This window comes from Synechococcus sp. A15-24, from assembly GCF_014280195.1.
GTDB lineage: Bacteria > Cyanobacteriota > Cyanobacteriia > PCC-6307 > Cyanobiaceae > Parasynechococcus.
The window spans coordinates 56,840-78,325 of record NZ_CP047960.1; the positions used below are offsets into that span (position 1 = coordinate 56,840).

21 protein-coding genes are annotated in these 21,486 nt (G+C 62.2%); 9 read left to right on the top strand and 12 right to left on the bottom strand.

Translation table 11 applies throughout. The features are described from left to right. Positions 1 to 17: 17 nt before the first annotated feature. On the bottom strand, positions 18 to 1,436 hold the full coding sequence (gene tig, locus SynA1524_RS00305; RefSeq protein WP_186498457.1) for a trigger factor: 1,419 nt from the start codon (positions 1,434 to 1,436) through the stop codon (positions 18 to 20). Between the two features lie 164 nt (positions 1,437 to 1,600). On the opposite strand from tig, the gene SynA1524_RS00310 reads away from it, so the two are divergent. Genes SynA1524_RS00310 through SynA1524_RS00320 form a run of 3 tightly spaced genes read left to right on the top strand, consistent with a single transcriptional unit; the run spans position 1,601 to position 5,603 of the window. Next, the gene (locus SynA1524_RS00310) at positions 1,601 to 2,623 is read left to right on the top strand and encodes an aspartate-semialdehyde dehydrogenase (RefSeq protein WP_186499418.1); all 1,023 of its coding nucleotides are present in this window, start codon (positions 1,601 to 1,603) and stop codon (positions 2,621 to 2,623) included. Continuing rightward, on the top strand, positions 2,620 to 3,528 hold the full coding sequence (dapA, locus tag SynA1524_RS00315; RefSeq protein WP_186498458.1) for a 4-hydroxy-tetrahydrodipicolinate synthase: 909 nt from the start codon (positions 2,620 to 2,622) through the stop codon (positions 3,526 to 3,528). The genes SynA1524_RS00310 and dapA overlap by 4 nt, the downstream gene beginning before the upstream one ends. A gap of 50 nt (positions 3,529 to 3,578) precedes the next feature. After that, the gene (locus tag SynA1524_RS00320) at positions 3,579 to 5,603 is read left to right on the top strand and encodes a ribonuclease J (RefSeq protein ID WP_186498459.1); all 2,025 of its coding nucleotides are present in this window, start codon (positions 3,579 to 3,581) and stop codon (positions 5,601 to 5,603) included. Here the strand turns inward: SynA1524_RS00320 and SynA1524_RS00325 are convergent, their stop codons facing one another. From SynA1524_RS00325 to holA, 4 genes are read right to left on the bottom strand one after another with little or no spacing between them, the layout of a single operon-like run. Next, positions 5,604 to 5,993: a hypothetical protein gene (locus SynA1524_RS00325; protein WP_222930493.1), complete on the bottom strand. Its 390-nt coding sequence runs from the start codon at positions 5,991 to 5,993 to the stop codon at positions 5,604 to 5,606. Further along, positions 5,972 to 6,361, bottom strand: coding sequence for a hypothetical protein (locus tag SynA1524_RS00330; protein ID WP_186498461.1), 390 nt, complete (start codon positions 6,359 to 6,361; stop codon positions 5,972 to 5,974). Before SynA1524_RS00330 ends, SynA1524_RS00325 begins: the two co-directional genes overlap by 22 nt. Positions 6,362 to 6,395: 34 nt before the next feature. Continuing rightward, complete coding sequence (locus SynA1524_RS00335) at positions 6,396 to 8,198, bottom strand: aspartate kinase (protein WP_186498462.1); 1,803 nt, start codon at positions 8,196 to 8,198, stop codon at positions 6,396 to 6,398. 47 nt (positions 8,199 to 8,245) lie between these two features. Then, entirely contained in the window at positions 8,246 to 9,211 is a 966-nt protein-coding gene (gene holA, locus SynA1524_RS00340) for a DNA polymerase III subunit delta (RefSeq protein WP_186498463.1), read from the bottom strand. A gap of 9 nt (positions 9,212 to 9,220) precedes the next feature. On the opposite strand from holA, the gene SynA1524_RS00345 reads away from it, so the two are divergent. Further along, positions 9,221 to 9,847, top strand: coding sequence for a precorrin-8X methylmutase (locus SynA1524_RS00345; RefSeq protein ID WP_186499419.1), 627 nt, complete (start codon positions 9,221 to 9,223; stop codon positions 9,845 to 9,847). Here the strand turns inward: SynA1524_RS00345 and tilS are convergent. Then, positions 9,816 to 10,865 carry a tRNA lysidine(34) synthetase TilS gene (gene tilS / locus SynA1524_RS00350; protein ID WP_186498464.1) on the bottom strand — a complete coding sequence of 350 codons (1,050 nt, stop codon included), beginning with the start codon at positions 10,863 to 10,865 and terminating at the stop codon, positions 9,816 to 9,818. The two genes, SynA1524_RS00345 and tilS, sit on opposite strands and share 32 nt — an antisense overlap. On the opposite strand from tilS, the gene SynA1524_RS00355 reads away from it, so the two are divergent. The 4 genes from SynA1524_RS00355 (at position 10,864) to SynA1524_RS00370 (ending at position 12,996) form a co-directional block, all read left to right on the top strand. After that, positions 10,864 to 11,622 carry a DUF561 domain-containing protein gene (locus SynA1524_RS00355; protein ID WP_186498465.1) on the top strand — a complete coding sequence of 253 codons (759 nt, stop codon included), beginning with the start codon at positions 10,864 to 10,866 and terminating at the stop codon, positions 11,620 to 11,622. The genes tilS and SynA1524_RS00355 overlap by 2 nt on opposite strands. 85 nt (positions 11,623 to 11,707) lie before the next feature. Further along, positions 11,708 to 11,896, top strand: coding sequence for a photosystem II reaction center protein PsbZ (gene psbZ, locus SynA1524_RS00360; RefSeq protein WP_186498466.1), 189 nt, complete (start codon positions 11,708 to 11,710; stop codon positions 11,894 to 11,896). Positions 11,897 to 11,958: 62 nt separating this feature from the next. Then, the gene (gene ribH, locus SynA1524_RS00365) at positions 11,959 to 12,447 is read left to right on the top strand and encodes a 6,7-dimethyl-8-ribityllumazine synthase (protein ID WP_186498467.1); all 489 of its coding nucleotides are present in this window, start codon (positions 11,959 to 11,961) and stop codon (positions 12,445 to 12,447) included. A 15-nt stretch (positions 12,448 to 12,462) separates the two neighbouring features. Next, positions 12,463 to 12,996, top strand: coding sequence for a hypothetical protein (locus tag SynA1524_RS00370; protein ID WP_286188609.1), 534 nt, complete (start codon positions 12,463 to 12,465; stop codon positions 12,994 to 12,996). A gap of 16 nt (positions 12,997 to 13,012) precedes the next feature. Here the strand turns inward: SynA1524_RS00370 and SynA1524_RS00375 are convergent, their stop codons facing one another. From SynA1524_RS00375 to SynA1524_RS00400, 6 genes are all read right to left on the bottom strand, one after another. After that, a complete protein-coding gene (locus SynA1524_RS00375; protein WP_186498468.1) occupies positions 13,013 to 13,381 on the bottom strand; it encodes a hypothetical protein in 369 nt (122 codons plus the stop codon). After that, on the bottom strand, positions 13,362 to 13,748 hold the full coding sequence (locus tag SynA1524_RS00380) for a DUF4177 domain-containing protein (protein WP_186498469.1): 387 nt from the start codon (positions 13,746 to 13,748) through the stop codon (positions 13,362 to 13,364). The genes SynA1524_RS00375 and SynA1524_RS00380 overlap by 20 nt, the downstream gene beginning before the upstream one ends. A 90-nt stretch (positions 13,749 to 13,838) precedes the next feature. Further along, complete coding sequence (gene mutS, locus SynA1524_RS00385) at positions 13,839 to 16,538, bottom strand: DNA mismatch repair protein MutS (protein WP_186498470.1); 2,700 nt, start codon at positions 16,536 to 16,538, stop codon at positions 13,839 to 13,841. A gap of 472 nt (positions 16,539 to 17,010) precedes the next feature. Continuing rightward, a complete protein-coding gene (locus SynA1524_RS00390) occupies positions 17,011 to 17,736 on the bottom strand; it encodes a hypothetical protein (protein ID WP_186498471.1) in 726 nt (241 codons plus the stop codon). Between the two features lie 224 nt (positions 17,737 to 17,960). Further along, positions 17,961 to 18,416, bottom strand: coding sequence for a GNAT family N-acetyltransferase (locus SynA1524_RS00395; RefSeq protein WP_186498472.1), 456 nt, complete (start codon positions 18,414 to 18,416; stop codon positions 17,961 to 17,963). 55 nt (positions 18,417 to 18,471) lie between these two features. Further along, positions 18,472 to 19,362, bottom strand: a complete 891-nt coding sequence (locus SynA1524_RS00400) for a glycosyltransferase family protein (protein WP_186498473.1) — start codon at positions 19,360 to 19,362, stop codon at positions 18,472 to 18,474. A gap of 52 nt (positions 19,363 to 19,414) precedes the next feature. Here SynA1524_RS00400 and uvrB point away from each other — a divergent pair, with 52 nt between their 5' ends. Further along, positions 19,415 to 21,448: an excinuclease ABC subunit UvrB gene (gene uvrB, locus SynA1524_RS00405; protein WP_186499421.1), complete on the top strand. Its 2,034-nt coding sequence runs from the start codon at positions 19,415 to 19,417 to the stop codon at positions 21,446 to 21,448. Positions 21,449 to 21,486 lie beyond the last annotated feature (38 nt).

Sequence of the window (21,486 nt, forward strand, 5' to 3'; positions counted from 1 at the left end):
CAATCTATGGGCCCTGTTCAATCCTCGGCGTCCGTTTTGGACTTGGCGGGCGTTTTCTTCTTCGCGGCGGGCTTTTTCTTGGCAGCTGGCTTCTCGGCGTCGTCGGCATCATCCGCCGCCGGTGCTTGTTCGGTGAGCGTGCTGTTCTCCTCCAGCCAGCTCATCAGCTGCACCTGAATCAAGTCATCCATCACCGCCTGGCGCAGGCGCTGGGGGTCGATCTTGGCGTCTGCAGCTAGCTCTTTCTTCACCTCTTTGATCTTGGCGTCCACCGCGTCGTCCTCCACCAAGATCCCTTCGGTCTCAGCCAGAGCGGCGAGGGCAAAGCTGCGGCGCAGACGCTCTTCAGCTTCGGGCCGTGAGTTCTGCATCAGGTTGCGCACCAGGTCTGGTGTGAACAGCGATTTCACATCCATGCCCTGCTGGGCGAACTGTGCAGCGGTCTGCTCCAGCAGATTGCGGCTCTCCTGTTGGATCAGGGCCTCTGGCAGTTCCACTTCCAACTGCTCCACCAAGGCGCCAATCAGGGCATCGCGGCGGTTGCTGGTCTGGCGACGTTCGGCGTCGTCCTTGAGCCGTTGTTCCAGCTCCTGGCGCAGCTCCGCCAGGGTCTCCTGTTCGCTGGCCTGCTTGGCAAAGGCGTCATCCAGCTCCGGCAGCTCGCGGGTTTTGAGGTCCTTCAGCTCGATTTCGAAGGCCGCCTTGCGACCGCGTGCAGCTTCCTTGGGATAGTCGTCCGGGAACTGGCAGTCGACGGTTTTGCTGGCGCCCACTGCCATGCCGATCACCCCTTCGATGAAGCCGGGGATCATCCGGCCATGCTCGAGGTCCACATCCATGGAGTCGGCGCTGCCACCTTCGATTTCCGAGCCGTCATCGCTGTAGGTGCCCTTGAACCCGAGCACAGCAATGTCGCCCTGTTCCGCCGCGCGGCCCTCGACCGGCACCACCGTGGCCAATTGCTTGCGGGAGTCCTCCAGCATTTCGTCGACCTTGGCGGCGTCGTAAGCCACCGGTTCAAAGCTGGCTTTAAGCCCTTTCGTGCTTTTGAGCTTGGGCGTTGGGGCAACATCAGCCTCGAGGGTGATCGTGACGGCTTCGCCGGGTGTGAAGGCATCCAGCAGTCCTTCGAAGCCACCGCTGAGTTCCGGCTGGCTGATCGGTTCTAGGGATTCCTGCTGGATGGCATCGCGCCAGGCACCATCCACCATGGTTTCCAGGGCAGAGGCCTTGATCCGCACGGCACCAAGCTGCTGAATCACCACCGTCCGCGGCACCTTGCCCTTGCGGAACCCCGGCAGGTTGATGCTGCGGCTGAGGCTGGTGATCGCGTCCTCGTAGCTGGTCTTGGTGCGCTCAGCCGGGACCGTGACGGTCACCGCCAGACGGCTGCCGGGGCGGCTTTCGGTGGTCACCTTCAAAGCGGCAGCGCTCATGGCGGAATTCAGAAACAAGAGGCCAGCCAAACAGTTTAAGAAACGGTTGGCGAATCACCCTTCCCGGTAAAGTGTGGACTCGGTTCCGATGTGACCGTCACGATCTCTACGGGTGACGCACATTCGATTTGAGCCGCCAGTCTGCTGTCCCGTTCACCCCCCGCTTGTCCTCGTCTTTTCCAGCCCGTCCCCTCAACGTTGCTGTTCTCGGCGCCAGTGGTGCGGTCGGTCAGGAGTTGCTTCTTCTCCTCAAGGAACGCAATTTTCCGGTTGCTGAACTGAAGCTGCTGGCTTCGGCACGCTCCGCCGGCAGCACCCAGCAGTGGAACGGCCGCGCGATCACCCTCGAGGAGGTGAATGCTGCGGCGTTTGAGGGTGTGGATCTGGTGCTGGCCTCCGCTGGCGGGTCGGTGTCGCGGCAGTGGCGCGACGCGATCACTGCCGCTGGTGCAGTGATGGTGGACAACTCCAGTGCTTTCCGGATGGAGGAGGGTGTTCCTCTGGTGGTGCCGGAGGTCAATCCCGACGCAGCGTTGGTCCACAACGGGGTGATCGCCAATCCCAACTGCACCACGATCCTGCTCACCTTGGCCCTGGCGCCCCTGGCCGCCAAACGCCCGATGCGACGGGTTGTGGTGAGCACCTATCAGTCCGCCAGCGGTGCTGGCGCCCGGGCGATGGAGGAGCTCAAAACCCTGTCGCAGACCGTGCTCGATGGGGGCACCCCCCAAGGAGAGGTGCTGCCCTACTCACTGGCCTTCAATCTGTTCCTGCATAACTCTCCGCTGCAGGCCAACAGCTATTGCGAGGAGGAGATGAAGATGGTGAACGAGACCCGCAAGATCATGGATCTGCCGGATCTCCGCTTCACGGCCACCTGCGTGCGTGTGCCAGTGCTGCGGGCCCATTCCGAGGCCGTCAACATTGAATTTGAGCAGCCGTTCCCGGTGGAGGAGGCGCGTGCTCTGTTGAGCACGGCCCCTGGCGTTGAGTTGATCGAGGATCCGGACACCAACCGCTTCCCCATGCCCACCGATGTCACGGGCCATGATCCGGTTGCTGTGGGTCGCATCCGTCAGGACATCAGCGATCCGAACGCCCTGGAGCTGTGGCTCTGCGGTGATCAGATCCGCAAGGGAGCGGCCCTGAATGCCGTTCAGATCGCCGAACTGCTGCTCCCGTCATGACCTCCCCCGCTGCCCTGTCTCCCACACCCTTCGGCCGCGTGGTCACGGCGATGGTCACCCCGTTTGATGCTTCGGGTGCGGTGGATCTTCCCCTGGCGGGACGGCTGGCTCGTCATCTTGTGGAGCAGGGTTCCGATGGCCTTGTGGTAAGCGGTACCACCGGTGAATCCCCCACCCTGAGCTGGCAGGAGCAGCTGCAGTTGCTGCAGGCCGTGCGTGAGGCGGTGGGTTCGGATGCTCAGGTGCTGGCTGGCACCGGCAGCAACTGCACCGCTGAGGCGGTCGAGGCCACCCTGGAAGCTGCCGCCGCCGGTGCCGATGGCGCGCTGGTGGTGGTGCCGTACTACAACAAACCCCCTCAGGACGGCCTGGCTGTTCATTTCCGTGCCATCGCCGAGGCAGCACCAGAACTGCCATTGATGCTTTACAACATCCCGGGCCGGACCGGCTGCAGCATGGCGCCGGAGACGTTGGCGCAGCTGATGGATTGCCCCAATATCGTCAGTTTCAAGGCTGCCAGCGGCACCACCGAGGAGGTCACGGCCCTGCGAGTGGCCTGCGGTTCGAAGCTGGCGATTTATAGCGGTGATGACGGCCTCACCCTGCCGATGATGTCCGTTGGAGCCGTGGGTGTGGTGAGTGTGGCCAGTCATGTGGTCGGCCCCCAGATCCGCGCCATGATTGATGCCTATCTGCAGGGCGACACAGCCGTTGCCCTTGCCCTCCACGAACAGCTGCAGCCCTTGTTAAGGGCTCTGTTCGCCACCACCAATCCGATTCCGGTCAAAGCCGCGCTTCAACTCAACGGCTGGTCCGTCGGCGATCCACGACCACCCCTATCCCCCTTATCTGACGACATGAGATCAACCCTTGCCCAAACCATGGCTGCCCTTCGTCAGACCTGACGGTCCGGCTTAACGGCTCACGCAAACAGTTTTTTCAACGGTTTTCTTTCATGGCTAACAACGCACGATCCGGGAAGGGGCAGGAGCCCTGCTTACGGGTGATTCCCCTGGGGGGACTGCATGAAATCGGCAAGAACACCTGCGTGTTCGAGTACGGCGATGATCTGATGCTGGTGGATGCCGGCCTGGCCTTCCCCAGCGATGGGATGCACGGCGTGAACGTGGTGCTGCCGGACACCAGCTTTCTGCGGGAGAACCAGAAGCGCATCCGCGGCATGATCGTCACCCATGGTCATGAAGACCACATCGGTGGCATCTCACACCACCTCAAGCACTTCAACATCCCGGTGATCTATGGGCCCCGTCTGGCCCTGTCGATGCTCACCGGAAAGATGGAGGAGGCCGGCGTCTCCGACCGCACCACGCTGCAGACCGTCAGTCCCCGCGACGTGGTGAAGGTGGGCCAGCACTTCACGGTGGAATTCATCCGCAACACCCACTCGATGGCGGACAGCTACTCGCTGGCCATCAAGACCCCGGTGGGAACCATCATCTTCACGGGCGATTTCAAGTTCGATCACACCCCGGTCGATGGCGAGCATTTCGACATGGCCCGCCTCGCCCATCACGGGGAAGAGGGCGTGTTGTGCCTGTTCAGCGATTCCACCAACGCGGAAGTGCCGGGCTTCTGTCCCCCTGAGCGGTCGGTGTTCCCCAATCTCGATCGCCACATGGCCGCTGCCGAAGGCCGGGTGATCATCACCACCTTCGCCAGCTCGATCCACCGGGTGTCGATGATCCTGGAGTTGGCCCTGAAGAACGGCCGCAAGGTGGGTCTGCTGGGTCGCTCGATGCTCAACGTGATCGCCAAGGCCCGCGAGCTGGGCTACATGCGCGCGCCGGATGAACTGTTCGTGCCGATCAAGCAGATCAACGATGTTCCCGATCGCGAAACGCTGCTGCTGATGACCGGTAGCCAGGGTGAGCCCTTGGCAGCTCTCAGCCGGATCTCCCGCGGGGAGCATCCTCAGGTTCGGGTGAAGACCACGGACACGATCATCTTTTCGGCCAGCCCGATCCCTGGTAACACCATCTCGGTGGTGAACACGATCGACAAGCTGATGATGCTTGGTGCCAAGGTCGTCTACGGCAAGGGCGAGGGCATTCACGTGTCCGGCCATGGCTTCCAGGAAGACCAGAAGCTGATGCTCGCCCTCACCAAGCCCAAGTTCTTCGTGCCCGTGCACGGTGAGCACCGGATGCTGGTGCAACACTCCAAGACCGGTCACGCCATGGGGGTGCCGGAGAACAACACCCTGATCATTGATAACGGTGATGTGGTGGAGCTGACCGCGGATTCGATCCGCAAGGGTGATCCGGTGAAGGCTGGTATTGAGCTGCTGGATCAATCCCGTAACGGCATCGTGGACGCCCGTGTGCTCAAGGAGCGTCAGCAACTGGCCGAAGACGGCGTGGTGACGATCCTGGCGGCCATCAGCACCGATGGCGCGATGGCGGCGCCGCCGCGGGTGAACCTGCGGGGGGTGGTGACCACCGCCGATGCCCGCAAGATGTCTCTCTGGACTGAGCGAGAGATCACCTGGGTGTTGGAGAACAAGTGGAAGCAGCTTTGCCGGAATACCGGTGGCAAGGCACCGGAGGTGGATTGGATGGGTGTACAGCGTGAGGTGGAGGTGGGCCTCGGCCGTCGCATGCGTCGCGAGTTGCAGGTGGAGCCGCTGATCCTCTGCCTGGTGCAGCCCGCTCCTGGTGGCACACCGGTGTACAAGGGTCGTGTCGATGCGGAACCCGATGACCGTCCGGCGCCTCGCGGTCGCCGTGGTGGTGGCGGACCCGCTCGTCGCAATGGCCATGGCGGTGGCCAGGGCCGCAACACCCCTGCACCCGTCCGGGCCAATGCGGCTCCGGCTGCCGCAACGGCTGTGGTGGACAAGCCCGTTGTTCAAAGAACTGTTGCTGCTCCTGCTGTCAGCCAGCCAGTGGCATCAAAGCCTGAACCTGAACCGGAGATGCCGGCTGGCCGCACCCGCCGCCGCCGTTCAGCGGCTGCCTGATCAGCGGCGCCTGACCAGGGCCCGCAGCTGCTGGATCCATGACGAACGGGGAGGTTTTTGTTGGACCTCCCCGTCAGTGGTGTCAGGAAGCTCGATTTTGACTCGCAGAAGACTGCCGGCCAGAACCTTCAGAGGATCCTCCTCAACAATCTTTGGTGGTGGAGTCGGCTCTGGAGTGACTTCCGGCACCAGCTCCACGTTGAGGATCGGAATCTCTGTTGGTTCGGGAGTGGGTTGAGGGGTCGGCTCTGGACGAGGCGTGGGTTCGGGAGTTGTCGACTCCAGCCAGGGCATGGCTGTTGCTTTGGAACTGTCAGTTGCCTTAGTGATCAAGGAGTTTGGAGCGCCTGAAGCGACGGGTTGATCCTTCAGAAACGGATCCCGCAGCATCTCCGGCAGTTGCTCTTCCGCTTCAACAGGAGATTCTTTCGGCTGGTTGGTTGCCGGGCTGATTGGTCGACAGCGTTCCAGCCCTTGCTGCGCCAGTTCCGCCAGGGTGTCTTGGGGTTGGTTGGCCAGCACCTGCTCGTAGTACCCAACCGCTTGGCTGGGTTTTCGCGGCCATATAGCTCGATGTGGCCGAGCAACAGCGCCACAAAGGCGCGCCACCCGAGCACCGCAGCCTGAGCCTCCGGATCCTGTGGTTGGTCCACCAGTTGCTCCAGCAGCCCACTGGCCAGGCGATGGGCCTCGGCGTAGTCGCCTTCGCTGTAGGCACGTTCGGCGTCCTGGTAGTGCTGCTGGAAATCGCCGTCCACGTGCGGGGAGCCGTTGCTCCAGTTGTATCGCCTCTCAGCTGTCGAGGGGTGAGGCGCTGCCCTGAGCGGTGTGCTGCTCCTTCCCCCCCAACCCGAAGCCGGCGTGAACAGCCTGCAGGGCTGCCACACCGTCCTGCTCCGCTACCACGCAGCTGGTGCGGATCTCGCTGGTGGCGATCAGGGCGATGTTGATGCCGGCATCAGCCAGGGCACGGAACATCCGGCCTGCGGTCCCGGGGGTGGCGGGCATGCCAGCGCCGACTGCGCTCACCCGGGCGATCGATTCGCCCTCCTCCAACGCTGCACCGGGCCATTGCGCCAGCAGTGGTGCCAGGGCGACATCCGCGCGGCTGCGGTCCTCCTTGCGCAGGATGAAGCTGATATCCCGCGAGCCGTCGCCGTGTTGACGCTCCGATTGGACGATCGCATCGAGGCTGATGCCGCGTTCGGCCAGGGCGGAACAGAGGGCAGCGGCGGTGCCGGGGCGGTCCGGTACGTGGCGCACCGACAGCTGGGCCTGGTCGCGATCGAGGGCAACCCCGCGCACTTCCGGTTCGTCGCTGCTGCTGAGGTCTGGGTTGAGCTCCACCTGCGCATCGGCCACATCGAAGGCCTCCTGCACTGCCTGCAGCGCCTTGCGACCGGATTCGGCATCGATCACACAGCTCACCTTCACTTCGCTGGTGGCGATCAGGCGCAGGTTGATGCCCTGCTGCGAGAGGCAGTGGAACAGTCCAGCGGCGATGCCGGGGCGCCCCATGATTCCGGCGCCACTGATGCTCAGCTTGGTCATGCCCCCCTCAGCGGCCAGCTCGCCACCAAGGCTGTCCAGCACGGTCTGGCTGACGCGACGGGCGGCCTCCAGATCAGCTTCCGCCACGGTGAAGGTGATGTCGTTGCTGCTGCCCTCGTGGGTGGACTGGATGATCAGATCCACGTTGATGTCAGCGCCCGAGAGGGTTTCGAACAGGCGGGCGGCAATGCCCGGCTGATCCGGGATGTGCGATAGCGCGATCACCGCTTGATGGTCCATTTGCTCAACGCCATCGACAGGGCTGCCCAGTTCGAGTCCGGCCTGGTTGAGCGGCCGGCCGCGGCGGCTGGTGAGGCGGGTGCCGGGGGCTTCGCTCCAGCTCGAGCGCACCACCATCAGCACGCCGTAATTGCGGGCGATCTCCACCGCCCGGGGATGCAGCACAGAAGCACCGAGGCTGGCCAGCTCGAGCATTTCATCGCAGCTGATCTCATCCATCAGCTGCGCATCGGCCACCTTGCGGGGATCGGTGCTGAGCACTCCCGGCACGTCGGTGTAGATCTCACAGGCATCGGCGTTCAACGCAGCCGCCAGGGCGACGGCGGAGGTGTCGGAGCCGCCGCGGCCCAGGGTGGTGATCTCAGCCACACCGCCAACGCCACTGCTGGTGCCCTGGAAGCCGGCCACCACCACCACACGGCCATCAGCCAGATGGCCGCGAATTCGGTCGGTGCGGATCTCGAGGATGCGAGCCCGGCCGTGGGTGGATTCGGTCACGATGCCCACTTGGGGCCCTGTCATCGAGACAGCGGCAACCCCTTGTTGGTTCAGGGCCATGGCCAGCAGGGCAATGGACACCTGTTCACCGCTGGCCAGCAGCATGTCCATCTCCCGTTGCGGCGGGCTGTTGGTGATGGCGGACGCCAGTCCGGTGAGTTCATCGGTGGTGTGGCCCATGGCCGACACCACCACCACCACGTCGTGGCCCTCCTCGCGGCTGCGGCTGATCCGCTCGGCCACCGCCTGGATGCGTTCGACACTGCCGACGGAGGTGCCGCCGAACTTCTGCACCAGGAGGGCCATGGGCCGGGTTTCAGCAACGCTGGATTTTCTCACCCGGAGGCCTGGCGTCAGCCCAGCAGGCCATCACGGAAGGCATCACCGGGCTGGGCACCCCGCTTCAGCCGGGCTTCCACCTCCAGCAGCCGCCCCAGCAGGGAGAGGAAGCGCTGGGGTGGTCGGCCCTGCAGCTGCTTGCGCATCACATAAATCCGTTTCGGGTTGCCGATGCCGGCGGCCTTGGCGATCACCGCCACATCCCGTTCGCCTTGCTGCTCCATCAAGCTCACCCAGAGCCAGCCGCGGATCTGCCCGCTGAGGGTGGCCACGATGCGCAGGGCCGGTTCACCGGCTTCGATCAGGGCATCCCAGCGGGCGATGGCGTCACCGGGGTTGCCTTCCAGCAGGGCATCGCCCACCTGCAGGGCATTGGTCGCCAACCCTCCAACCAGCTCGGCCACCAGCTCGGCACTGATGGTTGTGGACCGCAGGGAGAGCTTGCGCAGTTCCGATTCCAGCCGGGCGCTGTCCGTGCCGATGGCGTCCACCAGGGCATCGATGGCGTCCGGTTCCAGGCGCAGGCCAAGGGCTTCGGCGGTGCGCTGCACCAGCTGTCGCTGACCGGCCCCATCCCACACGGCCGGCAAGGGGAAGCTCTTTTCCTGGTCTAGGCCGGCTTTGATGCGCTTCTGCAGGGCCTTGGTGGTGCGCAGGCGACCGTCGGGCTTGGAGGGATTGACCAGCACCAGATGGCTGCTGTCGGGGATCAGCGTCAGTGCGGCTTCGAAGCGATCCGCCAGCTCGGTGGGACAGCCATTGCAGAAAGGACTGCGTTGCAGCAGCACCAGGCGTTCACCGGCCGCGAAGGGCGGCGTTCGGGCCTCATCGAGGGCCTGGACGGCCTGACCGGCTTCAGCGCCATCGAGGCGGCTGAGGTTGAGGCTGGCCCAGCTGGGATCCACCACCGTCTCGATCAGGCCGTTGATGGCCCGATCCCGCGCGGCGGCGTCATCACCCCAGATCAGATGGATCGGCATGGGTCGATGATGGCGGCGATGGCCCAGGACCACCCGATCTTCACCGAAAGCATCCGGCGGATCCGTGAGGCCCTGGGTCCCACGGATCTGGAGCCGTTGCAACAGCAGGTGTTGGAGCGGTTAGTGCATAGCAGCGGCGATCTGGCCCTGGGGGACTTGCTGCGCTTCAGTACCGGCGCCTGTGACGCAGGCCTGACGGCCCTGCAGCAGGGAGCAGCGATCCTGACGGACACAGTCATGGCGGCAGCGGCGGTGGCGCCGATGGCCCAGCGCACATTGCAAACGACGGTGCGCACGGTGCTGGAGTGGGCCCCGAATCAGGCGCCGCTGGGGTCGACACGAACGGCAGCGGGGATGGAGCGGGCCTGGCAAGAGCTGTCAGCGGCTGGCCCTGCACCTCTGGTGTTGATCGGCAGTGCCCCCACGGCCCTGGAGGTGCTGCTGGAGCAGGTGGCGGCTGGAGCGCCAGCCCCCAGCCTGGTGATCGGCATGCCGGTGGGCTTTGTCGGGGTGGCCGAAAGCAAGCGCTATCTGGCTGAGAGCGGCTTGGATCACATCCGTCTGGAGGGCAGCCGCGGTGGGGCGGGCCTGGTGGCTGCGGCGGTCAATGCCCTGTTGCGGGCGGCCGCAGGCTGAGGTTGTCCCCCTGCCATTGCAGCCGCCAGCCTCCGGGGAGGTCGCAGCCGCCGCCGGCAGCGCCGAGGACCAGGTGTTCACTGAGCTGCTCCAGCAGAGCGGCGTTGAGGCCAGAAACCCCCTGCTCCACTAGCCACACCGCCAGCAGCTGACGGCGGGTGGAGGGTTGCAGTGCCCCCAGCCGGCGACGATCCAGGCCGGTGCTGGTGCGCAGCGGCTCGAGTGCCAGCTGGCTCAACTCCTGCTGAGTGTCCTGCAGCTGGGACGTTCGTTCCGCCAAGTTGGCCATCCGCTGGCTGCTGCCGGGGTGGAGCTGCTCCAGCACCGGCAGCACCTCAGCCCGGATCCGGTTGCGGGCAAAGGCCGCTGATTGGTTGCTGGGGTCCTGCCAGATCGGGATGGCCAGATCCCGGCACACTGCGGCGGTATCGGCGCGGCTGAAGCCCAGCAAAGGGCGCCGCAGCTGCGCAGCGTCGGGGCTGTCGTTGCAGAGGGGCCGCACGGGCCGCAGGGCACCGAGGCCGGCCAGGTCCGTGCCGCGGGCCAGTTGCAGCAGCAGGGTTTCCGCCCGGTCGCTGGCGGTGTGGCCTGTGACCACATCGGCACTCAGCTGTCCGGCCCGCTGCTGGAGTTGGCTGTAGCGCCACTGGCGGGCACTTGCTTCGCTGGTTGTGCTGTTCTGTGGTGCTTGGTCCACCTGAATCGGTAGGTCCCGCTGTTGGCACCAGCTCTTCAAGTCAGCCGCAATCGCGGCTGAACCCGGATGCCAGCCGTGGTCGCCATGCCAGATGTTCAGCGGCCAGTGGTGCAGCCGCTGCAGCTCCTGCAGCAGCACCAACAGGGCCATCGAGTCCTGGCCGCCGGATACCGCCAGCAGCAGCGGTTGCCCATCTGGCAGCAGCAGCGGATGTTGCTGCAGCCGCCGGTGCAGACGGTCGTGCCAGGGGCTCCAGGCCAAAGCGAGTGGGCGTTGTTCCCCCACGGTGTGAGAATCAGGGGATCGCTGTCCAGTCCCCATGTCCCGTCTCCAGCAGCTGCCCGTCGCTCTGCAGCGCAGCCTCGAGCAGCGGTCCACCCTCAAGGTGATCGCCGGCCTGATGAATTTCGACGCCGCCAGCGTCGCCCGGGTGGCCCGTGCTGCGGGGCATGGCGGGGCGGATTTGATTGATGTGGCCTGCGACGCCGAACTGGTGAGCCTGGCGATCGAAGCCTCCGGTGGTGTGCCGGTGTGCGTGTCCTCGGTGGAGCCGGAACAGTTCCCTGCTGCCGTGGCCGCCGGTGCCGTGATGGTCGAGATCGGCAATTTCGATGCCTTCTATCCCCAGGGCAGGATCTTCGGTGCCGCGGAGGTGCTCGAGCTCACCAGTCGCACCCGCGAGCTGCTGCCGGAGGTGGTGCTGAGTGTCACCGTGCCCCACGTGTTGCCGATGGATCAGCAGGAACAGCTGGCGATCGATCTAGTGGCCGCCGGTGCCGACCTGATCCAGACCGAAGGTGGCACCAGCGCCAAGCCCTTCAGTGCCGGCAGCCTCGGCCTGATCGAGAAGGCGGCCCCCACCTTGGCGGCGGCCCACAGCATCAGCCGTGTGTCGGAGGCTCCGGTGCTCTGCGCCTCCGGTCTGTCGGCGGTCACCGTGCCGATGGCGATCGCCGCCGGTGCCGCTGGCGTTGGTGTGGGATCAGCCGTGAACCGCCTGAACGATGAGCTGGCCATGGTGGCGGTGGTGCGCGGTCTGCGGGATGCCCTCAGCAGCGCTGTAACGGCCCGCGTCTGAAACACCTTCATGGTGTGAAGAGTGCTGGCATCCCTCTCGGAGGCCACCGCTTTCGTGTGAAAATCTTGTCCTGCCTTTAAGACCCATGCAGTTCCTCAACACGCTGACGGTTCTGGCCCTCGTGGTGGCGTCCTTTGCGCTCATCGTGGCGGTTCCGGTGCTGTATGCCTCCAGCGAAGACAGCGGTCGTTCCAACCGTCTGATCCTGCTGGGCAGTGCTGTTTGGGTGGCGCTGGTGTTGCTGAACTGGGGTGTGAGCTTCTTTGTGGTCTGACGGCGGCGTCGGTTGCAACCCAGGTGGTGCCACGATGGCTGTGATTCAGCTGGCACCTCCCCATGGCCACTTTTGAGGGATGTTTTTCCGATGCGTCAGGGCTGCGCATCGGCATCGTCGTGGCCCGGTTCAATGATCTGGTCACCGCCAAGCTGCTGAGCGGCTGCCTGGATTGCCTCAAACGTCATGGACTTGATGTGTCCGAGACCAGTGGTCAACTGGATGTGGCCTGGGTGCCGGGATCGTTTGAGCTACCGATCGTGGCGCAGCAGATGGCCCGCAGCGGTAAGTACCAGGTGCTGATCACCCTGGGCGCTGTGATCCGTGGCGACACCCCCCACTTCGATGTGGTGGTTGCTGAAGCCAGCAAGGGGATTGCGGCGGTGGCTCGGGATGCCGCGGTGCCTGTGATTTTTGGTGTGCTCACCACAGACACGATGCAGCAGGCGTTGGAGCGTGCAGGCATCAAGAGCAACCTGGGCTGGAGCTACGGCTTGGAGGCCCTGGAGATGGGCAGCCTGATGCAAGGGCTGCCCACGCCGGTGGGTTGAGTCGCTCCAGGTTCTGTGGGCTGGAAAGGCTGTCTGCTGCCGCTGCTGTTTCCTTTGAGCGTGCTGGTGATCGGCAGCTGGCGTCTTGCTGTGGACGATCACGCGTCAAAAAGCGCTGACCGTCAAAGCTCGGCTGTTATTGCACCGACCAAGCCGAATTATCAGCAGCCACCGCCAGGGACCTATCCCACCTGTGATGACAACCCTGCCTTAGGTGATGCGCTGTTGAGCGAGGGCCAGCGCCTTGGGATCTCAGTTCAAGCTGGCGCACCTGAGCTGCCTGGCAAAGACGCCACCTATAAGGCCGAACCCGGACGTCTTGGCACGATCACGCTGAAGCAACGGCCGATGAGCCCGCTGGTGCGGTGCTTGTTGATCAGCCATGAATTCATCCATGTGCTGCAGCACCTACAAGGCAACTTGCGGGGTGTGCCACCGCTGGGCTGGAGTACGGGGCATCCCGATCCAATCCCGCAGGAGGCGGAGGCCTATGGACATCAACGGCGGGCGGGATATGTCTTGTCTCTGTTGCAAGCAACCTCGCCATAAAAAAAGCGAGGTGCTATCAGCTGAACACCTGTTGGTCACTGGTATCAAGGCCGAAGTCGCACTCCGTGTCGTCACCAAACCAAACCAAGGGAGGTACGGATGGCTCATCAGGTGGTTCGTTAAATCCCAGCAACTCCAGGGGTGAATCCAGGCCTTGGGCATCCACGTTCAGGAAGCTGGGCTGATTGGATTCGTCTGTGCGTGCGCTTTGACTTGCGTTGTTGCCTTGATCCTCGAAGCTGACCATTGGTGATCCGCCTTGATACACGCTCTTGGCGGGCGTTTGATCGATGACGAGGTGGTCACTATCGACATGGGCCCCAGTGCCGGTCCGTTGCCAGCCAATGTGGGTTTCGTGGGTGTGATCAGTGGGATTGTCTGGCATGGGTTTCTCGGGAGTCACTACCCATTGGCATAGCCATGGATTCCTCGAGAGTGCTTCGCAACGGTCGTTTAAAAATCATCAGAGGAAGATCTGCAACCTGTTGAACTTGGATGAGCTCCCAGCCGTCGCGGCCTAATTCGTTGAGGAAGTCACAAATCTGAGCTCGCCCGTTTGCGTTGTTGTAGTACTCAGGAAATTGGTTTCGTAAGGCTTCTGCACTCAATGAACCACCCAACCTTCGGCTGGCATCGTCAGGATTAGCAGGCGCTTGGGCAACCATCTGAACGACTTTGTATTGCCAGATAATCGTGTCTTTGGTTTTTCCCCCAAAGAGTGTGCTCTTGAGCTTGCGAAGCCAACGTTTCATAAACCCACAAGGGGGTTGGATGTGTTCAGTCTGGCCGATTCAGTGAGCTAAGCATCGCGACCAGGTTTGTCCCTCCATGACGGGCCATGTTCATGCTGCCAATTGATCAAGGATTTGAAGGGCGCGTCTGACGACCGGCTTGGGGACACCCGCAAGCCGTGCCGCTTCAATGCCGTAGCTGCGGCTGGCACCGCCGGCCTGCACCTGATGGAGGAACACCAGATCCTCGCCGGTTTCCTCCACCAGCACCTGAAAGTTGGCCACGTTGTCGCGTTCAGCGGCCAGATTGTTGAGCTCGTGGTAGTGGGTGGCAAACACCGTGCGGCAGCCCAGATCGCCGGCCAAGTGTTCGCTCACGGCCCAGGCGATGGAGAGGCCGTCGAACGTTGCCGTGCCTCGGCCAATTTCATCGAGCAGCACGAGGGAGCGATCACTGGCGTGGTGAAGGATGTTGGCGGTTTCCGCCATCTCCACCATGAAGGTGGACTGACCGGCCGCCAGATCATCCACAGCACCCACGCGGGTGAAGATTCGATCGGCAATGCCAATGGTGGCGGAGCGGGCGGGCACCCAACTGCCGATTTGCGCCATCAGTTGGATGAGGCCGATCTGGCGCAGGTAGCAGCTCTTGCCACTGGCGTTGGGGCCGGTGAGCACCACCAGGTCGGTGCCATCACCGAGCTGCACATCATTGGCGATGAAGGTGGACTCCACCAGCCGTTGCTCCACCACGGGGTGACGGCTGGCCTCCAGCTGCAAGACGCGGCTGTCGTTGATGGTGGGAGCGCAGTAGCCCCCTGTGGCAGCGACATCGGCCAAGCCCGTGAGCGCATCCAGCGCAGCGACGGCGCGAGCTGCCTGACGGATCGGAGCGGCCATGGCGCCAACCTGCTCACGCAGCTGGCAAAACAGCTCATATTCCCGCTGGCAGGCGCGAGCCCGCAGTTGGAAGATGCTGCCTTCCCGCTCTTTGAGATCCGGGGTGATGAACCGTTCCTCATTGGCCAGGGTCTGGCGGCGGATCCAGTGGTTCGGCACCGCCGTGGCCTTGGCTTTGCTCACCGCCAGGAAATAGCCGAAGGTGCGGTGGTGCTGCAGCTTCAGGGTGGCGATGCCGCTGCGTTGTCGCTCCAGCTGCTCTTGATCGGCAAGCCAGGCGTCCTGATCATCCAGTTGGTTGCGCAACCCATCAAGGAGAGGGTCAACCCCGTCGTGGATCAGTCCGCCTTCACTGAGGCTCAGCGGTGGGGTCGCCAGCAGTTGGTGGCGGACGACGGCCGCCAGTTCCGCCAGGGCCGGTTGCGGTTGGGTGAGTGGCTCCAACCAGTCGGGTTCCTGTGCGATCTGACCGTTCAACTGGGCTGCCAACTGTGGCAACCGTTCGAGTCCATCCGCAATGGCGACGACATCGCGGGCCCCGGCATGGCCAGCTCCGGCACGACCGGACAGCCGCTCGAGATCACCCATCGGCCGCAGCAGCTTCCGGATCGTCAGCCGCAAGCTGCGTTGCTCCACCAGCCGTGAGACCACGGCCTGGCGTTGCTGAATTGTGGTGAGGTCCATCAGCGGCGCTTCGATCCAGCGCCTTAAGCAGCGGCCGCCCATGGCGGTCAGGCAACGGTCAATCGCCCAAAGCAGGGAACCCTGCAGTTGCCCATCACGCTGCGTGGCAGTGAGCTCGAGGTTGCGGCGGGTCTGGAGATCAAGCACCAGGGCATCACCGCGTTGCTCGAGTGTTGGCACCTCGAGGGGAACGGAGCTGACCTCATCGAGGGGTTGGGTGTCGCGCAGGTAGGCCACCAAGCCCCCCAGGGCCCGCAGTGCGAACGGGGTGTCCGAAAGACCAAGGCCGTCGAGTGTCGCCAATTTGTAGTGGCGCAGCAGCATGGCTTCAGCGTCGGGGCGACTGAAGGGAGTGCTGGCGACGGGCGTCAGACGCCAGCCATCTGGGCACCAAGCTGGACTGGCTTCTGCTCCGCTCCACAGCAGTTCGGATGCCTGCAACTGTGCCAAGTACTGATGAAGGCTGTCGCTGCCTTGCCGTTGCAGCACGCGCACCTCACCGGTACTCACATCGGTGCTGGCCAGACCCCAGCGGAAGGGTTGTTCCCCCTGGGCTGATTCCACGACGACTGCCGCCAGCCAGTTGTTGCGGCGGGCGCTGAGCATGCCCTCCTCCAGCACGGTGCCGGGGGTCAGCACCCGGGTGATGTCCCGTTTGAGCAGGGCGCCCTTGGTGGGGGTGGTTTCGAGCTGGTCGCACAGAGCCACGCTGTAGCCCTGTTTGATCAGTTCGGTGCAGTAGCGCTCGGCGGCGTGGTGGGGGATGCCCGCCATCGGCACCCGGCCGATGGCCTTGCCGCCCTCTTTACCGGTAAGGGTGAGTTCCAGCACCCGCGAGAGCTCGATGGCGTCCTCGAAGAAGCACTCGAAGAAGTCCCCCAGGCGGTAGATCAGCACCCGCTCGGGATGGGCCGCTTTGAGTTCCACGTAGTGACGCAGCATCGGTGTCAGCTGCAGCGGATCCACCTGGCTGTGATGGGCCCAGGCGGGTTCGTCGCTGCTTGGTTCTGAATCGTTCGCAGCTGGAGCTTCGCTGCTGGCCTTGTTTGTCGTGGCCTGCCGCTGGCGGGGCCGGGCGGCGGCATCGGCGCCGAGCTCGTCGTCGCTGAGATCGTGGCTGGCGGCCTCAGGTTCGCTGGGGGTCGCAGACGAGGCAGTTGACTCAGGGGCGCCGAATAAATTCCCTTGAAGAGCGTTGTCCTGAAGCTGGGAAACGGACCGCGGCATAGACTGCACTTTCGGTCTCGAATCGTACCCAGCTTCTGGGGTTGTATCTGCCTAAGCGCCCCAGACCAGTGGCTTAGAGATCACCTGACACGACGATATCGGGGAGCACGTCTAGGCCGTACCCCATAGGATGTGGCCCAGCTGAAGCACCGCCGCTTGCCGCGTCTGAGACCTATTGGAATATTGTTCTGAAATGTGCTGCAATTGGTTGAATATTTATTAAAAATTAAAAAGTGATTTTTTGGCAGCAATATATGACCGCCGAAAGTTTTTCAACTTCTAATCCCATCAATTCGCTTTTAGTTCGCGATATAGTTATGTATTGGGGGGAGCTGTTCGGTGAGCTTACTTTGCCGTAAATGGCATGGGCAAACATAGTCTAAAAAAGAATACAATATTGTGGTTTATATATTTCAACATGTTAATTCAAATCAATTTCGGTGTTGGCTATCTTTAGTGCTGGTGGAAAAGGCTACTTAACATAGGCTGCGAACAAATTGCCGCCCATAATATTAGTGACTTTGTAGCCGCTGCTACTCAATAGGTGGTATTCCATAGACTCCTTATAATTATCAATTCCGAATCCTTGGCTAACCCATTCGATGCATACAAGTCTTGGGTTATTCATCGATTTCAAAAATTCTGATAAGTCACTTAAATAATTCACTTGTTCTATGTCTATATTTAAAAATGCTGGACTGAAATTTGGGAGTAACGAAAGTATTAAATTAGAAATCTCTGGGAGCGTCTTACACTCTATGTCTAACATATCCCTAAATTCAAACCCCCTCTCTACCCAGGTTCTTGCTACATTTTTATCAAATGTGTTGATGGCGCCGGCCTTGAAACGAAAGAATTTAAGGTGCTTAAATTCTGAATTCACCTGGCTTGATTTGATTCCTAAATTAAAAAAAGTATCGGCCCTTCTGATGTTTTTCCAATGACTCTCCAAATCTGGATTAGCGTCAATAGCTACGCCGTTCCAGCCTGCTAGATTTAAAAGTTTAGTATTTGAGTAAAGTGTTTCATGGTAACAGCCTATGTCAAGATATGTTCCCTTAATATCTGATAATATGTCATTCCAAAAAAATTCTCGAATAATTTCATCTTCTCCATTCTGGCTAAAACCTATTTTTAAGAATTGTTCACTTAAAATAGAAGTATTGATTAATGGGCTGTTGATCCAATTTGGGTACATGTTGTCACGAAGGGTGGTTTGAATGCTTTGACTTTAATTCCATGCCCACAACTCTTTCTTTTTGAGTTGTCCTTGGGCTTATTGGTCGAAGTGGAGGTTTCTTTGTTTCCGGCGCCCCCAAAGAGATAGCCCTGCAGTGCGTCGTAAAGGGGTTTGGAAGAGCATCGCGGCATCGGCTGCACACTCGATTTAGACCGTACCTAGCTTCTGGGTTGATATAGCCCTCAACGGCGCAGCACCATCAGCTGTTGGGGGCTTGCATCCTGGAAGCCCAGTTGCCGGTAGAAGCCGGCGCTGTTGGTGGTCATTAAATAGACCCGTTCCACCCCCACCACCGGCGGGGTGTGGAGGAGTTCTTCGATCACCCGGCGGCCGAGGCCATGGCCCTGCAGATCGCCGGCCACGACGATGTCCCAGAGCACGGCGCGGCTGAAGCCATCGGAGGTAGCCCGCCCGAAGCCCACCAGCCGCTTGCCGCGCCAGAGGCTCACCACTGTGCTGCTACCGGCGAGTAAGCGCCGCAGCTGGGAAAAGCTGCGGCCGCGGGCCCAGAAGGCGTGGCGATCAAACAGCCGTTGCAGCTTGAGCAGCGCCCGGCAGGGACGCAGATCCGGCCCGAGGCCAAGCCAGCGCAGGCCGGGGGCACCGGGGGCATGGTGGACCAGCCGGATCGGGGTCACGGGTCGGGGAGCCGCAGCAGTTCATCTTGCTCCCCTGGTGTTGAGAGGTTGCAGATCAAGGAGCTAGGGCATCTTTCAGGAGTGCTTTGAGGTCCCAGTAGGGCGGTTTTTTGACGGGGATGGCTCGGAGTCTGGTTGGATTAGCCAAGATTTTTTGAACCAGTGTTTCCAGCTCCTCGATGGAGTTGGCCCAGAACAGATCGGGCCGGTTGACCAGTGGGCTGTTCTGTCCCAGCAGGCTGGGTTCGCCAAAGATCACCTGGGGCACGCCGGCGGCCATCACTTCAAACAGGCGGTGGTTGAGGTCATGGTTCAAGGGCACATTCAGCACCAAGGCGTGTTGGGCGTAAAGCCCCGCCGCTTCATTGGCGTTTGAGGTGGTGCAGTGCCGGAACGGCACCTGTTGTCTCTTGAGCAAGCCTTCCACCAGCTCACGGCGCCGGGGGTGGTGGGGGCCGAGGCTGCCCACGTGCAGCAGCTCAAGCCGTGGGGTTGGGCTGGGTGTGGCAGCTGGATAGCGAAAAAAGGATGGGGCTAAGCAGCGCACCGGCATAGGCAAGCGCTGTTGCACGTCGTCCAGCAGCGCCGGATTGAAGGTGAGCAGCACTGCATCGTGTGGCTCAGCCGCGCAGTACTGCTGCAGGGTGCCGATCGGATCGGGGCCGTGATGGAGATCTCCGCAGACAAGGAGCCGTGGTCCAGGCCATTGGCGGATGCCCCGCATGGGGGCAGCGCGGAGCAGAAATGGATCGGTGTACTGAAGCAGCACCCCTTTTGATGCCCATCCCCGGCGCTGTAGCGCGTTGCACAGCCCCGGCACCGACAGCTCGGTCAGCCGCAAACTCGCGGGCCCATCAGCAATCTGGGGCCCCACCTGAATCAACCCAGGCTGCTGCCAGAGCGGTTGGTAGGCCCCGTGATGGATCAGCAGGGTGGGTGTTCGCATGGCATTGCTTGACCCAGCGATAATTGCGCTTCGTCGTTTGGTCTTGCAACTCATGCCCGCCTACGACCTCACAGCTCCGTATTCCCCCAAGGGCGACCAGCCCACGGCGATCAAGCAGCTGGTGGCCGGTGTCAATGGCGGGCAGCGCTATCAGACCCTGCTGGGGGCGACGGGCACGGGCAAGACGTTCACGATGGCCAACGTTATCGCCCAGACCGGACGGCCGGCCCTGGTCTTGGCCCACAACAAAACCCTCGCGGCGCAGCTCTGCAACGAGCTGCGGGAGTTTTTCCCCGAGAACGCCGTTGAGTACTTCATCTCCTATTACGACTACTACCAACCGGAGGCCTACGTTCCCGTCAGCGACACCTACATCGCCAAGACGGCGTCGATTAACGAGGAGATCGACATGTTGCGCCATTCAGCGACGCGCTCGCTGTTTGAACGGCGCGACGTGATCGTGGTGGCCTCGATCAGCTGCATCTACGGCCTGGGTATTCCGAGTGAATACCTCAAAGCGGCGGTGAAGTTTGAGGTAGGCGAGACCCTCAACATCCGCGGCCAGCTGCGAGAGCTGGTGAACAACCAGTACAGCCGCAACGACACCGAGATTGCCCGGGGCCGCTTCCGCATGAAGGGGGACGTGCTGGAGATCGGCCCCGCCTATGAAGACCGGCTGGTGCGGATCGAGTTGTTCGGCGATGAGGTGGAGGCGATCCGCTACGTGGACCCCACCACTGGCGAGATCCTCCAGAGCCTGGAGGCGGTGAACATCTACCCGGCCAAGCACTTCGTGACGCCGAAAGACCGGCTGGATACGGCGATCAGTGCCATCCGCTCGGAGCTGCGGGAGCGGCTGGATCTGCTCAACGGCGAGGGCAAGTTGCTGGAGGCTCAGCGGCTGGAACAGCGCACCAAGTACGACCTGGAGATGCTGGGGCAGGTGGGCTATTGCAACGGGGTGGAGAACTACGCCCGCCATCTTGCTGGCCGCGAGGAGGGCACGCCGCCTGAGTGCCTGATCGATTACTTCCCCGATGATTGGCTGCTGATCGTGGACGAGAGCCACGTCACCTGCTCCCAATTGCAGGCGATGTACAACGGCGACCAGGCTCGCAAGAAGGTGCTGATCGAGCATGGCTTTCGCCTGCCTAGTGCGGCTGACAATCGCCCCCTCAAAGGTGAAGAGTTCTGGGAAAAGGCGCGGCAAACGGTGTTTGTTTCCGCGACGCCTGGCAACTGGGAGCTAGAGGTGAGCGGCGGTGAGGTGGCGGAGCAGGTGATCCGCCCGACGGGGGTGCTTGATCCGGTGGTGGAGGTGCGGCCCACCAGCGGCCAGGTGGACGATTTGCTTGGAGAGATCCGCGATCGGGCGGCCAAGAATCAGCGGGTGCTGGTGACCACCCTCACCAAGCGAATGGCGGAAGACCTCACCGATTACCTGGCGGAGAACGAGGTGCGGGTGCGCTATCTGCACTCGGAGATCCACTCGATCGAGCGGATCGAAATCATCCAGGACCTGCGCTTGGGAGAATACGACGTGTTGGTGGGGGTGAACCTGCTGCGGGAGGGTCTGGACTTACCGGAAGTGAGCCTGGTGGCGATCCTCGATGCCGATAAGGAAGGCTTCCTGCGGGCTGAGCGGTCGTTGATCCAGACCATCGGCCGGGCGGCGCGGCATGTGGAAGGGGTGGCGCTTCTGTATGCCGACAACATGACCGACTCCATGGCGAAGGCCATCTCAGAAACCGAACGACGTCGGGCGATTCAGCAGGCCCACAACAAGAAGAATGGAATTGTGCCTACTGCTGCGGGCAAGAAGGCCAGCAACTCGATCCTCAGCTTCCTGGAGCTGAGTCGCAAGCTGAAGCAGGAAGGGCCCGAAGCGGATCTTGTTCAGGTGGTGGGCAAAGCGGCCAAGGCTCTGGAAGATGATCCCGACGCCAGCCTGGCCCTGGAAGCACTGCCAGAGTTGATCGATCAGCTAGAGGCAAAGATGAAGGAGGCCGCCAAGAAGCTGGACTTCGAAGAGGCAGCGAACCTGCGGGATCGGGTTAAGCAGCTGCGTCAGAAAATGGCTGGATAGCAATAGCATCATCATAATTTGCCAATTCGTAGTACTTA

Bases quoted from the DNA above. Each gene is read 5' to 3' on its own strand.
- SynA1524_RS00325 (WP_222930493.1), bottom strand. From the start codon at position 5,993: ATGCTGCGGGATCCGTTTCTGAAGGATCAACCCGTCGCTTCAGGCGCT.
- SynA1524_RS00335 (WP_186498462.1), bottom strand. From the start codon at position 8,198: ATGGCCCTCCTGGTGCAGAAGTTCGGCGGCACCTCCGTCGGCAGTGTC.
- uvrB (WP_186499421.1), top strand. From the start codon at position 19,415: ATGCCCGCCTACGACCTCACAGCTCCGTATTCCCCCAAGGGCGACCAG.
- tilS (WP_186498464.1), bottom strand. From the start codon at position 10,865: ATGGGGACTGGACAGCGATCCCCTGATTCTCACACCGTGGGGGAACAA.
- mutS (WP_186498470.1), bottom strand. From the start codon at position 16,538: ATGCCGCGGTCCGTTTCCCAGCTTCAGGACAACGCTCTTCAAGGGAAT.
- SynA1524_RS00345 (WP_186499419.1), top strand. From the start codon at position 9,221: ATGGCGGCGATGGCCCAGGACCACCCGATCTTCACCGAAAGCATCCGG.
- SynA1524_RS00380 (WP_186498469.1), bottom strand. From the start codon at position 13,748: ATGAAACGTTGGCTTCGCAAGCTCAAGAGCACACTCTTTGGGGGAAAA.
- SynA1524_RS00400 (WP_186498473.1), bottom strand. From the start codon at position 19,362: ATGCGAACACCCACCCTGCTGATCCATCACGGGGCCTACCAACCGCTC.
- SynA1524_RS00390 (WP_186498471.1), bottom strand. From the start codon at position 17,736: ATGTACCCAAATTGGATCAACAGCCCATTAATCAATACTTCTATTTTA.
- holA (WP_186498463.1), bottom strand. From the start codon at position 9,211: ATGCCGATCCATCTGATCTGGGGTGATGACGCCGCCGCGCGGGATCGG.
- SynA1524_RS00375 (WP_186498468.1), bottom strand. From the start codon at position 13,381: ATGCCAGACAATCCCACTGATCACACCCACGAAACCCACATTGGCTGG.
- tig (WP_186498457.1), bottom strand. From the start codon at position 1,436: ATGAGCGCTGCCGCTTTGAAGGTGACCACCGAAAGCCGCCCCGGCAGC.
- ribH (WP_186498467.1), top strand. From the start codon at position 11,959: ATGGCCACTTTTGAGGGATGTTTTTCCGATGCGTCAGGGCTGCGCATC.
- psbZ (WP_186498466.1), top strand. From the start codon at position 11,708: ATGCAGTTCCTCAACACGCTGACGGTTCTGGCCCTCGTGGTGGCGTCC.
- SynA1524_RS00355 (WP_186498465.1), top strand. From the start codon at position 10,864: ATGTCCCGTCTCCAGCAGCTGCCCGTCGCTCTGCAGCGCAGCCTCGAG.
- SynA1524_RS00320 (WP_186498459.1), top strand. From the start codon at position 3,579: ATGGCTAACAACGCACGATCCGGGAAGGGGCAGGAGCCCTGCTTACGG.
- dapA (WP_186498458.1), top strand. From the start codon at position 2,620: ATGACCTCCCCCGCTGCCCTGTCTCCCACACCCTTCGGCCGCGTGGTC.